12 protein-coding genes are annotated in these 13,078 nt (G+C 66.8%); 5 read left to right on the top strand and 7 right to left on the bottom strand.

Annotated features, from left to right (window positions below; all coding sequences use genetic code 11):
• Positions 1–108: 108 nt before the first annotated feature.
• The 3 genes from ABE472_RS08850 to ABE472_RS08840 all read left to right on the top strand — a co-directional run bounded on the left by ABE472_RS08850 (position 109) and on the right by ABE472_RS08840 (position 3,139).
• A complete protein-coding gene (locus tag ABE472_RS08850) occupies positions 109–648 on the top strand; it encodes a C40 family peptidase (RefSeq protein WP_346463003.1) in 540 nt (179 codons plus the stop codon).
• 146 nt (positions 649–794) lie between these two features.
• The gene (locus ABE472_RS08845; protein ID WP_313209012.1) at positions 795–1,556 is read left to right on the top strand and encodes a C40 family peptidase; all 762 of its coding nucleotides are present in this window, start codon (positions 795–797) and stop codon (positions 1,554–1,556) included.
• A 245-nt stretch (positions 1,557–1,801) separates the two neighbouring features.
• A complete protein-coding gene (locus ABE472_RS08840; protein ID WP_346463004.1) occupies positions 1,802–3,139 on the top strand; it encodes a sigma-54 dependent transcriptional regulator in 1,338 nt (445 codons plus the stop codon).
• Positions 3,140–3,174: 35 nt separating this feature from the next.
• Here the strand turns inward: ABE472_RS08840 and ABE472_RS08835 are convergent, their stop codons facing one another.
• The 7 genes from ABE472_RS08835 to ABE472_RS08805 all read right to left on the bottom strand — a co-directional run bounded on the left by ABE472_RS08835 (position 3,175) and on the right by ABE472_RS08805 (position 10,603).
• Positions 3,175–4,491: a hypothetical protein gene (locus ABE472_RS08835; protein WP_121038531.1), complete on the bottom strand. Its 1,317-nt coding sequence runs from the start codon at positions 4,489–4,491 to the stop codon at positions 3,175–3,177.
• A gap of 48 nt (positions 4,492–4,539) precedes the next feature.
• Positions 4,540–5,304, bottom strand: coding sequence for a hypothetical protein (locus ABE472_RS08830; RefSeq protein WP_346466031.1), 765 nt, complete (start codon positions 5,302–5,304; stop codon positions 4,540–4,542).
• Positions 5,305–5,313: 9 nt separating this feature from the next.
• On the bottom strand, positions 5,314–6,000 hold the full coding sequence (locus ABE472_RS08825; RefSeq protein ID WP_313209011.1) for a C39 family peptidase: 687 nt from the start codon (positions 5,998–6,000) through the stop codon (positions 5,314–5,316).
• 156 nt (positions 6,001–6,156) lie between these two features.
• A complete protein-coding gene (locus tag ABE472_RS08820) occupies positions 6,157–7,620 on the bottom strand; it encodes an adhesin (RefSeq protein ID WP_346463005.1) in 1,464 nt (487 codons plus the stop codon).
• Between the two features lie 56 nt (positions 7,621–7,676).
• Complete coding sequence (locus ABE472_RS08815) at positions 7,677–8,315, bottom strand: hypothetical protein (protein WP_313219018.1); 639 nt, start codon at positions 8,313–8,315, stop codon at positions 7,677–7,679.
• Entirely contained in the window at positions 8,312–8,842 is a 531-nt protein-coding gene (locus tag ABE472_RS08810) for a hypothetical protein (protein ID WP_346463006.1), read from the bottom strand. Before ABE472_RS08810 ends, ABE472_RS08815 begins: the two co-directional genes overlap by 4 nt.
• 432 nt (positions 8,843–9,274) lie before the next feature.
• Positions 9,275–10,603: a dicarboxylate/amino acid:cation symporter gene (locus ABE472_RS08805; RefSeq protein ID WP_070470968.1), complete on the bottom strand. Its 1,329-nt coding sequence runs from the start codon at positions 10,601–10,603 to the stop codon at positions 9,275–9,277.
• A gap of 149 nt (positions 10,604–10,752) precedes the next feature.
• Between ABE472_RS08805 and ABE472_RS08800 the strand changes: the two genes are divergently transcribed.
• Both ABE472_RS08800 and ABE472_RS08795 read left to right on the top strand, forming a co-directional pair.
• Complete coding sequence (locus tag ABE472_RS08800) at positions 10,753–12,465, top strand: alkaline phosphatase (protein WP_346466030.1); 1,713 nt, start codon at positions 10,753–10,755, stop codon at positions 12,463–12,465.
• Positions 12,465–13,025 carry a WG repeat-containing protein gene (locus ABE472_RS08795; protein WP_346463007.1) on the top strand — a complete coding sequence of 187 codons (561 nt, stop codon included), beginning with the start codon at positions 12,465–12,467 and terminating at the stop codon, positions 13,023–13,025. The genes ABE472_RS08800 and ABE472_RS08795 overlap by 1 nt, the downstream gene beginning before the upstream one ends.
• Positions 13,026–13,078 lie beyond the last annotated feature (53 nt).

Raw genomic sequence — 13,078 nt, 5'->3', positions numbered from 1 at the left:
CAACTCTGGTCTGGAGACTGCCGAGGGCAGACGGGTGAGGCGGGTTGTGGCCTGCCGGATACGCCGCCATCATGACGGCCTTCTAAGGTCGCGCATTATCCGGACAACATGCACATGACGCCAGTTTCGCGCCTGACCCGCCTGCCCGGCCGCCTGGCCCTGCTGGCGATCATCGCCCTGCTGAGCGCCTGTGGCGGCGGCAAGACCACCCGCCCGGCCCCGCCGCCCGCCTCCCCCCAGGTATGGCCGAGCGTGACCCCGAACGACCCCCAGGCCGCCAACGCGGTGCTGATGCGCGCCATCGGACTCGTCGGCACCCCCTATCGCTATGGCGGCAACACCCCGGAGTCCGGCTTCGACTGCAGCGGCCTGGTGGCCTATGTCTATCGCGAGATGCTCGATCTGCGGCTGCCGCGCACCTCGCGCGATCTGGCCGCCGTGCAGGGGCCGAAGATCGATCCCAAGCGCCTGGCGCCGGGCGATCTGGTGTTTTTCGGCAACAAGGGCAACGTCTTCCATGTCGGCATCTATGTCGGTGAAGGCCGCTTCGTGCACGCCCCCAGCACCGGCGGCACGGTCCGTCTGGACTCGCTCGGCGGTCCCTATTGGAAGGACCACTACACCGGGGCGAAACGCGTCCTTGACTAACCTGAACAGGGGTAAGGTCCAAATTTGTGACGTACATCACATAGTTGTAAACGAAAAATTAACGGAATTTGTACCTAATCACTGCGCTTACACGGCATCATCACCCATCGTTTTTATTCAGTGACCGCCGCGTGACGACAGACGACCTGACGTGCAAAGGCCAGACCGCCGCCACCCGGCGACGCGCCCGCCCCGCTTTCCTCGCTGCAGCACTCTGCCTGGCCAGCCTTCCGGCCTGGGCGCAGTCCGCACCGACGACCGCTCCCGAGGTTGCTGCACCCCCCGTCACTGTCACCCCCGATTCTTCCGCGCCGGCCAAGCCCAAGGCTGATGCGCCGGCCCGCAGCAAGGCTGATGCCGCTGCCAGCGCCACCCTCGCCGCCCTGCTTCCGCACCTGGCGGCCAACGACACCATCCCGCTCATGGATCGCTCGGCGATGTTCGCCGGTGACCTGAGCCGCCTGCTCGCCAACTACGACGCCAGCACCGGCGCCATTACAGTGGCCGGCGACGCCGCCGAAAACGGCAAGGTCCAGTCCCTGCTGCGCCGTGCGATGACCCTGCTCGGCACCCCGTACCGCTGGGGCGGCACCTCGCCGGACAGTGGTTTCGACTGCAGCGGCCTGGTGGGCTATGTGTTCCGTACCGCGCTGGGCGTGGAGCTGCCGCGCGTGTCGCGCGAGATGGCCCATGACGGCGCTGCCGAACTGATCAATGACCGCAACGCCCTGGCGGCTGGCGACCTGGTGTTCTTCGGCCGCAAGGGCCGGGTCGACCACGTCGGCATCTATGTCGGCGAAGGTCGCTTCCTGCATGCCCCGAGCACCGGCAAGGACGTCCGCGTCGACAGCCTGGTCAGCGGCTACTGGGGCGGCAAGTTCATGCAGGCCCGCCGCGTCGATCTCTGACGGGCCCTGCTGAACGCATGGATCGAAGGCCGGTGCCCTGCAGCGGCCTTTTTTGTTGGGCCCGGCGATGGCCGCTGACCGGCCCAACCCGCGTTCCTTTCTCTGTCACCGCCTGTTTTCCAGCGGGCGACACGCCCGGCGCACGCGCGCCGCGGCGGGGGACGGACCCGGACGTGGGGCGGCACGTCCTGGGCAACCGATCAGGCAGCAGACACCGCCCGTGATCCTCGTCGACAAGGTGACGCATGGCGGCTGTCCCCGATTTTCCTGCCCGGTGTGTGATCTGGTTTGGGCAACCCCTCGCGCTTGAACGCGCGACGCTGGCTGCGGCCGGCTGGCAGGTGCGCGGCGTCGCCCCCGAGCAGTGCGCCGGCATCGGCATGCGCGGCAGCGACCAGGTCGTCGGCCTGCTGGACCTGCGTACCGTGGTCCCGGCCAATCTGGCCCACCTGCAGCAGCTGCTGGTCGACCACCGCCACATGAGCCTGCTGGCGTTGTTGCCGGCGGCTCCGCTGCGCGCCTCGCCGGTGCTGGATGCGCTGCTTGCCGCCTGTGTGGATACCTATACCGCCCCGATCGATCTGCCGCGCGTCGTACAGCGGCTGCAGCAGCTGGCGGGCGCCGACTCCCTGCCCGCGCCCCATGGCCCGCAGTCCCTGATCGGCGACAGCGCGGTCCTGCAGGTCACCCGCGCGGCCATCCGCAAGTACGCACCGGTAGACCTGCCGGTACTGATCACCGGCGAAACCGGCACCGGCAAGGAACTCGCGGCGCAGGCGCTGCACGCACTGTCCGCGCGCCACGCGCGTCCCTTCCTGGCGGTGAACTGCGGCGCCATCCCGGCCGCGCTGGTCCAGTCCGAGCTGTTCGGCCACGAGCGGGGCGCCTTCACCGGTGCGGCAACGCGGCGCCTGGGCCTGTTCGAATCGGCCAGTGGCGGCACCGTATTCCTGGACGAGATCGGCGACCTGCCGCTGGATGCGCAGACCAATCTGCTGCGTGTACTGCAGGAAGGCACCGTCGAACGCGTCGGCAGCAACCGGCCGCTGGCGGTGGATGTGCGCGTGTTGGCAGCCACTCACGTCGATCTTGAAGCCGCGGTCGAACAGGGCCACTTCCGGCGCGATCTGTTCTATCGGCTCAACGTGCTGCGCCTGCCCCTGCCACCGCTGCGCGAGCGCGGCACGGATATCGCGATGCTGGCCCACCATTTTCTCGCCAGCTTCCGGCATCGCCACGTCACCCGGGCGCGCGGCTTCACCGCCGATGCCGTCCAGGCGCTGGAGCGCTTTGCATGGCCGGGCAATGTGCGCGAGCTGCTCAACCGGGTGCAGCGTGCAGCGATCGTCAGCGATGCCGAACTGATCACCGCCGCGGACCTGGAGTTGAGCCAGCCGCTGCTGCCCATCACCGCGCACGGCCTGCACGGCGCAAAGCAGGTCGCCGAACGCGAAACCCTGCTGCATGCCCTGCGCCAGAACGACTTCAACATCACCGCCTGCGCCCGCCACATGCAGGTCTCGCGGGTGACCGTTTACCGGCTGTGCCGCAAGCACCAGCTGGCGCTTCCCGAACTGCGCTGACCTTCAGCGGTGGCGTCGCAGCCTCCGCAGCGCGCCTACAAGCTGTACGGCACCTTGAACGCCAGAGTGAAGTCCGGTGCATCCGGGGTCAGGCCGATACCCAGCAGGCTCACCAAGGTGGTCTTCTGGTTGAGGGCGTAGGTGATGCCCAGGTTCAGCGTGCCCGCGTTGGCGTCACTGCCGATCACCTTCAGCCACTGGCCGTTCTTGTAGCGCGTGGACGCGCGCGCGCTCAGCTTGTCGCTGAAGGAGATGCTCAGGCTGGTGCGCTCGTTGAAGGCGAACGCCACGCCGGCACCGAAGTAGTACGAGCCGCCCAGCTTCACATCCCCCGGGTTGGTGGTATCCGGGTTGGCGTCGATGTCATCGAAGCTGCGCGGGAAGGAATGGATGTAACCGATGTTGGCGAACAGGATCGCCGGATCGGCGGTCTTCACTGCGGAAAGCCCGACGTTGGCCTGCCACACCCCGTTGCCGGTGGGCTGCTGCTCGGGCACGGCGAAGCGGATGAAGTCATCGTCATCGCGCTCGAGCACCTTCCAGTCCAGCCCATACGGCGCACGCCCGGTCGGCGCGGTCGCGCCCACGGTCAACACGGTTTCCGGCAGCCGCCCCCGCTCGGCGAACAGCCGGTAGTTGGCGCTCACGCCAACATCGCCGATGCCGTTGCCGGTCGTCTCTTCCTGCGCGATGGCCGCGGCAGATCCGCCGGCGCCGCCCTTCTGGAACACGGTCTTGCGAGCCAGGTAGGGCACATCCAGGTTCAAGGTAAGGCGCGGACTGACCCCCCAGCGCGCGGCCAGGTTGTAGGTCAGCGTGTCCGACTCGACGTTCTCGATGGCGATGTTGCCCAGGAAGATCGCGTCCAGCGCCAGGAAGCCGTTGAGGCTGAGCTGCTTGCGGTCATAGCGCGCGTAGGACAGGCTGTTTTCGATCGTGAAGCGGCGACTGAACAGCGCAGCCTGCTGTTGTTTGACGTCATCCACGCTGCGCCGCGATTCCTGTTTGGCCTGCTGCGCTTCGGCCGCCGAGCTGGCGTAACCGTCGGCGCTGGCCGGCGCTGCAGGCGTGCCAGCCGGCAAGGCCTGTTGAGGTGGAGGTGCGGCACCGGCGACGGGCGCGGTCTTGCCGGTCAGCCGCGCCTGCATGGCCTGCACCTGCATGTCCAGCTCGCGCAGGCGCCGTACTTCCTGCGCGTAATTGGCTTTCAGGCTTTCCAGCTGCGCCATCAAGGCCTTGACGTCGGCTGCGTCATCGGGCGCCGGCTGTTGTGCCTGTGCCTGGGCGGACGCAGCCGCCATGAGTGCCAGCGCCGCCAGCGCCAGCGGTGTTGCGCGGATCATCGTGTGCATTGCCTTGGCCCACTGTTGTGTTGTCGCTCCCCCTGCCGGGCCGATGGATCACTGGCCCGGCCCCATGCCTACGCCGCGTACCAGCGTCATCGCCTGCGCCACGTTCTGGTTGAGCGGAACGTTGTTGGCCAGCGATTGCCTCACGAGGTCGATCTGCAGCCGGTTGGTGACCGACTGTCCATCACTGCCCAGCGCGATGCTCTGGCCGACGCTGCCATTGCGGATCCATTGCTGGACCGCACCGACACCCTCGATCTGCAACTGCACCTTGGCCGTGTTGCCTTCCAGCTGGGCCAGCGCACTGACACCGCCCTGCTGCACGCTGGCCAGGTTCACGCCCTCGCCGGTGGGCGTGGGTGCCACGCCATCGCGCACGGTCAGCTGGGTGGCGTTGCTGGCGAGGTTGCCGTCGCCGGCCACCTGGATGCTCTGGCTGAGGCCGGCCACGTTCTGCAGGCCACTGGAGTCCACACTGCGCCCCGGTGTCACCGGCAGCGGTGCATCGGCAGCGGTCACGCTCACGCTCGGTGCGAAGCTGATCTTCGGTATGCTGCCGCCGTGGCTGAAGTCCATGCCCAGCTTCAGCGCGCTCTGTGCCGACTGCCCGCCGGCGGTCTGCCATTGCGAGACCATGGTGACGCCGAACCACGCCACGGTGTTGCCACCGACGGTGTAGCGGCCCCGCATGAGGTTCAATTCCGGATCGGGGATTTCGCTCAATCCCTTGCCGGGCCGGCTCTCGTCGGCATGCGCCGGCGCAATGCCCAGCAGGGCGAGCAACACGATGCCGGGCGTCCAGGTTGCGATGTTCATGGTGCCTCCTTAAAACAGATCGGCATGGGTGAATCCGAAATCGACCAGTTCCGCATCGGTGATCGGCCCCTGCCTGGCGTACAGCGAACGGGCACTCGGCCGTTCACCGGGCTGCAGCAACGCCGTGTTGCGATCGAAGTCACTGCCGATCACGACAAACACGGCGCGCGACGGCCACGCCTGGAGAAATTCGCTGACGGGAATGCTGCGGTTGCCCAGAATCGGGTCGGCCACATCCACCAGATCGCCACGGACCTGTTTGAGGACCACGAAGTGGCGGAAGCCCCGCACATCCATCAGCACCAGCCCGGGCACGCGCAGTGAGCGCAGGCGCTCTTCATTGACGCGGTAGCCGCGCCCACGCATGCCCATCGATTCGACGTAACGCTTGATGTCCAGCAGCGAGAAACCCCGCTGGTGGACCAGTTGTGGATCCGAGACCCCCATCATCCCTTCGATCACCGTGCTCTCATCGGCCTCCAGGTGGTAGGCGTAGCGCAGGATCGTGGCCAGGGCAGCTGCGCCACAGCTGTAATCGGTGTGTTGCCGTACGACATTGCGGAAGCGCCGTTCCTGCATGCTTTCCACGCGTTGGGTGAGGACCGCCCCGTTGGGCAGCACACCACTGAAGCCGACGTCGCCGGCACGCACGATGCCCATCGGCATCATCAGCACCGACAAGGCCCACACCAGCATCCACGTGCGCATACGACTGGACATGTAGTACTCCGGCTCAGGAAGGAGCCCCTGCCCCAAGGGGGAGAAGGGACAGGGGCTCCCGGGGAGCCCGGTCATTGGCGGATGACCGGGTTTGTTGCGCTCAACGCGTACTGCTTGCGAAAACGGACAACCTTACTGTTCCGGACCGCCGCCACCGCCACCGCCGCCGGTGGAGGGCTGCGCAACCGCCAGGGCCAGACTGTTGGCCTGCAGGTTGCCGGTACCGGAGGCCACGTTCACCCCGATGTTGCCGGAGGCGCCGGAGAACGCACTGCCGGACAGCGCCGCGGTGTTGGTCGCATCCACGTTCACCCAACGGGTGGTGGAGACGGTGCCGCTCAGGCTCGCGTAGAGATCGGCCACGCCCAGTTCAACGAACTGGCTGGTGCCGCGCTCATCGGTATCGAACGCGATGCCGCCCACGCCCGGACGATTCGGGTTGGCGGTGGCATTCTGGATATCGCTATCCATGTCGATATGACCGGTTTCGCTGCCGCTCGGGTGATCCAGCGCGCCGCTCCAGGTATCCAGGTAGTAGTTGTCTTTCTGGTAGGCACTACCCGTGCCGCTGTAACGGCCCGCACCCACGGCCAATGTGGCACCGGCAACGCGACCACTCAGGTTCACGTCCACGGTGTCGGTCATCGACTGCAGGTAGCCGGCGTTGCTGACGGTGTTGCCGGAGGACACCTGGTTGGAGCTGATGCTCGAGGTCGCATAGGCGCTGGTGGCGACCGAGGCGGCGAGCGCGTTCTTCTGCTCGTTGTTGTTGCCCGAGGCGACGTTGGCACCGATGTTGCCGGACGCGCCGCTGAAGGCATTGCCACCCAGGCCCGCGGCGTTGGTCACGCCGGAGTTGAGGGTGGTGTTGCCACCGCCGAACTGGTTGACGAAGACTTCCGCATCGGCCATGCCGAAGCTGAAGGACGCATCGGCCGCGGACAGCGACGCCGCATTGTCCTGGGCGTTGTTGTCACCGGCGGCGACGTTGAAGCCCAGGTTGCCCGAGGCATCGGCACCGACGTCGTCGGCGATCGAGGCGCTGTTGGTCACCAGGGTGTTGCCGGCCAGATTGTTGGTGACCGACTGGCGGTTGTCGATGACGGCGATGGCGGCCGAATCGATGTCGATCGAACCGGTGATTTCCGGATCACCCGAGAAGCTGATGTCCGAGCTCAGGCGCAGGTCCTTTTCGATGTTCACGTCAACGCCGTGATTGTTCTTTTCCTGGCGTTCGTCGGCCTGGATGTTGCTGGTCTTGCTGACGTTCTCGGTGACGTTGCGGTTGCTGGTCACGTCGCGGTTGCTGGTGACGTTGGTGTTGCTCGTCACGTTGTCGTTGATGGTGGTGTTGGTGGTGCTGTTGTTGTTGCGGGTGTTGTTCCAGGTCCGGTTCCAGGTGCGCGAATCGGTATCGGTGTTGGTGGTGGTATTGGTTTCGGTGTTGGTATCGGTATTGGTGCGCGTTTCAGCCACATTGTGCAGGTGGTTGATGTTGGCGCTCTGGTTCTGGTTGTCGCGGTCATTGCCCCAGCCATTGGCGCCGGCGGAGGCGGATGCAGCGGCGACGGCGATGGCCAGTACGGTCCGTTTCATGTTGGTGTTCATGGTGCCCTCTCTCTCATCACAGACAATCGGGTGGATGTGACTACTCACGGGGTGGACTGCACCGAAATGCTCAGTTGGTTTGCGGTGGCGTTGCCGGATCCCGCGATCTGATTGAGTTGCAGGACGCCGTCGAATCCCTGCAGCGCGGAGGCTTCGACCGCCACCCTGCGAGTTCCGGCCGACCGACCGCTGTTGACGGCCCCCTGCCCCCCTGCTGACGCGAGTGCGCCCGACGCGGCCAAAGCCTCGTCGTTCGTTTCGCGTATGCCCTGTTGCGCCAGCGTGGCGGTGACGACGTTGAGCGTCGCGTTGCCATTGCCGCTGGCCTGGTTGATTGATGCGACGCCACTGGCGCCGTTCAGTGCCTGGCCACCGAGCGTGGCGCTGGCGTCCATGGCGGTGTCGCCGAGGCTGACGTTGTTGGACTGCTGCTGGCGTGCATCCACCTGGATATGGGCGTTGCGGCCGTTGGCGATGCCCATCAGGTTGGCCTGCTGGTTCAGGTCACCGGCAGCCATGTTGACGGTGATGGCGCCATCGGCGCCGGCCAGGGTGCGGCCGTCGATGCGGCTCTGGTTGAGATAGGAGAGCATCGCGGCGTAGTCGTTGCCCTGCTGGGCGTGTGCAGCCCAGGGAGCCAGCACCAGGCTGGTCAACAGTGCCATGCGCAGGACGGTGTTCATTTGCCGGGCCCGCCTGCGGGCTGGCCGAGCGGGAACTGGGCGAGTGCGCCACGCACCTGGTCGCCAATGCCGCGGGTGGCGTTGCCGACGGCGCCCATGGGGCCGCCGATGGTGTTGCTGAACTGGCCGCTGGAGAGCATGCCGCTGTCGGTCACTTTGCCGAGCGTGCCGTTGACCGTATGGCCGGTGACGCGTTCGATGGTGGTGGCGTTGCGGGGAATGCCGGCGCCGGTGTTGGAGCCCAGCGAGGCGTAATCGTCATCGCTGAGTTCATCCATGCCGGTGGAGGTGTCGAGGGCATGGCCGATTTCGCGGCGCGGTGAGGGGTCTGCGATAAGCGCCATGCCGGGGGGCGCAGGACGGTACGCAGGCCGTGCGGAGACGTCACGCAGGAGGACAATTTCGCCGGGTTGTGCTTTGACGCCCTGGCGTGCGCCGGAGGCGTTGGCGGCGGCCGGCAGGATGAGTGCGGCGGCGAGCAGCCAGAGTGTGGTGTGTCGTGTGCGGTGTGCGGCAACGCTGTCCATGGCGACCTCCCGATTACATGCGGAGGGTTGGAGCAGCATTCGTGCCAAGTTCCCAATGGCCGTGTTTCCGGGGTTTTCGTGCGGCGCGGGTTAATCGCACGCAACATTGCTGTTACAGCGGCGTTAGCGTTTGTGCGTATGAATAGGTTTGGCGATGGACGGCGTTGCGCTGAGAGGCAAGCGGGGTGCGGGTGTATCACGGGTGTTACACCGGGTGATACAGGGGGTTACGGTGCGGATTCAGGCTCGCCCCGGGTTTGCTTGTAAAGCCTCAGCCAGTCGCTTTGTCGTGAGGGCCGGCGATGCCAAGCCTCGCCAGCCCGCCAGACATCTGCCTGTTCGGCAGGAAGAAGCGACGATGCGAAAGCAGTTGCACACAAGCAAAAAAAGACCGGCTCTCGCCGGTCTTTGGGTGCTGCGTCCGTGCCTGCATCAGGACGTTCGTTCTTCGCCTTCATCCACGCCGAGGTTGGTGGATGGGTTGTCGTAGATCTCGCGGTCGAGCAGGCCGGTTTCCTTGGCGACGATGACCGGGACCAGCATCTGGCCGGTGACGTTGGTCATGGTGCGCATCATGTCGAGGATGCGGTCGATGGCGTAGAGGTAGCCGATGGTTTCCAGCGGAAGGTTGGCGGCGCTGAGGACGACGGTGGCCATCACGACGGCGGTGCCGGGGACGCCGGCGGTGCCGAAGCTGCCCAGGACCGAGGCGATCAGGACCACGATGTACTGCTCGGGGGTGAGCGGCACGCCGGTGTACTGGGCGATGAAGACGGCGCACAGGGCCGGATAGATCGCCCCGCAGCCGTCCATCTTGATGCTGGCGCCGAGGGGGACGGCGAAGGAGGCGTAGTCCTTGTTGACGCCGAGGTTGTGGGTGATCGAGCGCATCGCGGCGGGCATGGCGGCGAAGCTGGAAGAGCTGACGAAGGCGACCTGCATGCCGGGGGCGGCGCCGCGGAAGAACTTGAGCGGGTTCAGGCCGTGCATGAGCAGCAGGCTGCCGTAGACCACGACGATGTGCAGGGCGCAGGCGATGTACAGGGCGAGCACGAAGTTGCCGAGCGGCAGCAGTTTCTCAAAGCCGTAGCTGCCGACCAGGCCGGCGATCAGGCCGAAGGTGCCCAGCGGGGTGATCTCCAGCACGAAGCGGGTCACCTGGATCATGATCTCGCTCATCTGCCCGGTCAGCTTGCGTGCCTCGCTGACCTTGTCGCCGAGCTTGACCATGGCAAAGCCGAGCAGGCCGGCGAAGAAGATCACCGGGAGGATCGAGCCGCGGCCCGCGGCCAGCACGGTTTCACCGGCGCCATTGATACGGGTGCCGATGCCGGTCAACGCGTAGAAGACGTTGGAGGGCACGACATCCATCAGCACCTTGATCACGCTGGGTACTTCGCGCGGGGTGTAGCCGTGGTCCATGCTCAGGCTGAGCGCGCCGCTGCCCGGCTGCATGAGGGTGCCGACACCCAGGCCCACGCACACGGCCAGGGCAGCGGTGATGATGAACCACAGGAAGGTGCGCCCGCCCAGGGCCGCCACAGACTTCTGCCCGTGCAGCGAGGAAATGGCGTTGATCACGGCGAAGAACACCAGCGGCACCGCGATCATCTTGATCAGGGTGACGTAGAGATCGCCGAGCGGGCCGAACCAGGTTTCGGCCGCCGGGCCGAGCAGCCAGCCGGCCAGTGCGCCCAGCACGAAGCCGCCGAGGACCCGTTGCCAGAAGGGGATCCGCAGCCAGGCAGAGACCAGCTTCATGTGCGTTCCAGAGATGATTTGACAGCTAGGCACCTTAGCCCAAGCGGGGCCGTGGCACGAGGCGTACACGGAAAATCAGCGTGTCATCGGCGTGCCTTGCGGCGTTCTGCATAATGAACGCCCGTTTCACATGTGAGATGCATTCATCCATGTCCCGTTTCACGCCTCTGGTGGCTGCCGTCACCACCCTGCTGCTTGGCGCCTGCGCCACTACCGCTCCCTCCTCCAGCGCCTCTGCCGGCGCGGTCCAGGTCGATGTGCCGGCCATTGCCCACCCCGCCGGGGAGACCCCGCAGTGGTGGTACCGCAGCGGTGCGGCGCGCGCGGCCAGCACAGGTGCGATGGACGGCAAGGCCAAGAACGTCATCCTGTTCCTGGGTGACGGCATGAGCCTGACCACGGTGGCCGCGGCGCGCATCTTCGAGGGGCAGCGCAACGGGCATCCGGGCGAGGAGAACCTGTTGTCCTGGGAGCGCTTCCCGGCCACGGCGTTCAGCAAGACCTACAACACCGATTCGCAGACGCCGGATTCGGCCGGCACCATGACCGCGATCACCACCGGCGTGAAGACCCACATGGGCGCGATCGGCGTCAGTGCCGGCACCCGCAACGACTGCGCCGACAGCCTGAACAAGGGGCTGCTGACCTGGCTGCAGCTGGCTGACAGCGCCGGCATGGCGACCGGGGTGGTCTCCACCGCGCGCCTGACCCATGCCACCCCGGCGGCGACCTATGCACACTCGCCGGAGCGCAACTGGGAAAACGACACCGACGTGCCGGACGAGGCCAAGGCCGCCGGCTGCCGCGATATCGCCCAGCAGCTGTTGTCGACCTCGCGCTTCGGGCGCGGCCCGCTGGTCGCCCTCGGCGGCGGCCGCGGTGAATTCACCACGGTCGAAGAACGCGATCCGGAGTATGACGACAAGGTCGGCCAGCGCCTGGACGGGCGCAGCCTGGTGACCGAGTGGCAGCAGGCGCACCCGCAGGGTGCCTATGTGTGGAACGCCAGACAGCTGCAGGCCGCCGCGAACGCCCCGGCGATCCTCGGCCTGTTCGAGCCGGACCACATGCGTTACGAGGCCGAGCGCAAGGACGACCCGGCCGGTGAGCCGAGCCTGGCCGAGCTGACCCAGGCGGCGATCGCCAACCTGTCGCGCCACCAGGAAGGCTACGTGCTGATGGTGGAAGGCGCGCGCATCGATCACGCCAACCACAGCGGCAACGCCTACCGCGCACTGACCGATACGGTGGCGATGTCCGATGCGGTGCGCGCGGCCGTCGAGGCGACCTCCGACCAGGACACGCTGATCATCGTCACCGCCGACCATTCGCACACGCTGAACTTCGTCGGTTACCCGGCACGTGGCAACCCGATCCTGGGCAAGGTCAAGGACAAGGGCGGCGAAGACGGTGCCGGCAAGCTGGACCTGGCCCGCGATGGCCTGGGCCTGCCCTACACCACCCTGACCTACGCCAACGGCCCGGGCTACACCGGTGCCACCAACCAGCAGCCGGTCGGCCCGAAACGGTACCCGCACAACCCGAGCAGCTTCGATCCGAGCACCGGCCGGCCGGACCTGACCGCGGTGGATACCGAGCATCCTGATTACATGCAGGAAGCGCTGGTACCCGCCAAGAGCGAATCGCATGGCGGCGAAGACGTCGGCATCTGGGCACGTGGCCCGGGCAGCAGGGCAGTGCGCGGCACGATGGAGCAGAACGCGATCTACCACATGATCGTGCAGGCCACCCCGCGCCTGCGCCAGCGCCTGTGCGAGGCCGGCACCTGCGACGCCAAGGGCGTGCCGGTCGAGCTGCCCAAGCCGACCGCGTTCGAGCGCCAGGCCGGCGACAGCAAGTAATGCGTCTGCCGACCTGCAACACGACGAAGAGGGGCCGCTACGTGCGGCTCCTGCTGCTGGCAGCCGGCCTGCTGGCCTCCGCCATGGCGTGGGGCACCGGCGGCGCGTGCACCGTGCTTACCGAGGAAGATGGCCTGCAACCGCTGGCCGGTTGCCAGTGGCGCGATGGGCGTCTGGCGCTGGATGCCACGGCGCTGGCGGCGTTGCCCTACGACCAGGACGGGTTGGCTGCCGTCTACGCCGGCGGTGGCTTCCACTATGTCCGTGCCGATGGCCGCCAGTTGCCGGTGATCATCTTCGACAACGGCCCGGACTACGTGGTGGAAGGGCTGGTGCGCGGCCGCGTGGGCGCGCGCATCGGCTACTTCGATACCCAGCTGCGCCAGGTGTTCCCGGCGACCTTCGATTTCGGCTGGGCGTTCGATGACGGGGTGGCCCGGGTCTGCCAAGGCTGCCGACCAGGCACGCCGGACGATCATGGCCACATTGCGATGGTCGGTGGCACCTGGTACCGCATCGATCGGCAGGGGCGTCCGGCGATGGATGCCGACGCGCCGTGATCCCCGCGCGTGGCATCGTTGCCACGCAGCACCGATACTGCCGGTCTGCCTGA

It is taken from the genome of Stenotrophomonas sp. TWI809, from assembly GCF_039673205.1.
Taxonomy (GTDB): Bacteria; Pseudomonadota; Gammaproteobacteria; order Xanthomonadales; family Xanthomonadaceae; genus Stenotrophomonas.
The sequence above is the reverse complement of the archived record's forward strand: the minus strand, read 5'-3'. Positions and strand labels throughout refer to the sequence as shown.

Coding starts and splice junctions, on each gene's coding strand:
- ABE472_RS08795 (WP_346463007.1), top strand. CDS start 12,465: ATGCGTCTGCCGACCTGCAACACGACGAAGAGGGGCCGCTACGTGCGG.
- ABE472_RS08840 (WP_346463004.1), top strand. CDS start 1,802: ATGGCGGCTGTCCCCGATTTTCCTGCCCGGTGTGTGATCTGGTTTGGG.
- ABE472_RS08805 (WP_070470968.1), bottom strand. CDS start 10,603: ATGAAGCTGGTCTCTGCCTGGCTGCGGATCCCCTTCTGGCAACGGGTC.
- ABE472_RS08815 (WP_313219018.1), bottom strand. CDS start 8,315: ATGAACACCGTCCTGCGCATGGCACTGTTGACCAGCCTGGTGCTGGCT.
- ABE472_RS08835 (WP_121038531.1), bottom strand. CDS start 4,491: ATGCACACGATGATCCGCGCAACACCGCTGGCGCTGGCGGCGCTGGCA.
- ABE472_RS08850 (WP_346463003.1), top strand. CDS start 109: ATGCACATGACGCCAGTTTCGCGCCTGACCCGCCTGCCCGGCCGCCTG.
- ABE472_RS08830 (WP_346466031.1), bottom strand. CDS start 5,304: ATGAACATCGCAACCTGGACGCCCGGCATCGTGTTGCTCGCCCTGCTG.
- ABE472_RS08810 (WP_346463006.1), bottom strand. CDS start 8,842: ATGGACAGCGTTGCCGCACACCGCACACGACACACCACACTCTGGCTG.
- ABE472_RS08825 (WP_313209011.1), bottom strand. CDS start 6,000: ATGCTGGTGTGGGCCTTGTCGGTGCTGATGATGCCGATGGGCATCGTG.
- ABE472_RS08800 (WP_346466030.1), top strand. CDS start 10,753: ATGTCCCGTTTCACGCCTCTGGTGGCTGCCGTCACCACCCTGCTGCTT.
- ABE472_RS08820 (WP_346463005.1), bottom strand. CDS start 7,620: ATGAAACGGACCGTACTGGCCATCGCCGTCGCCGCTGCATCCGCCTCC.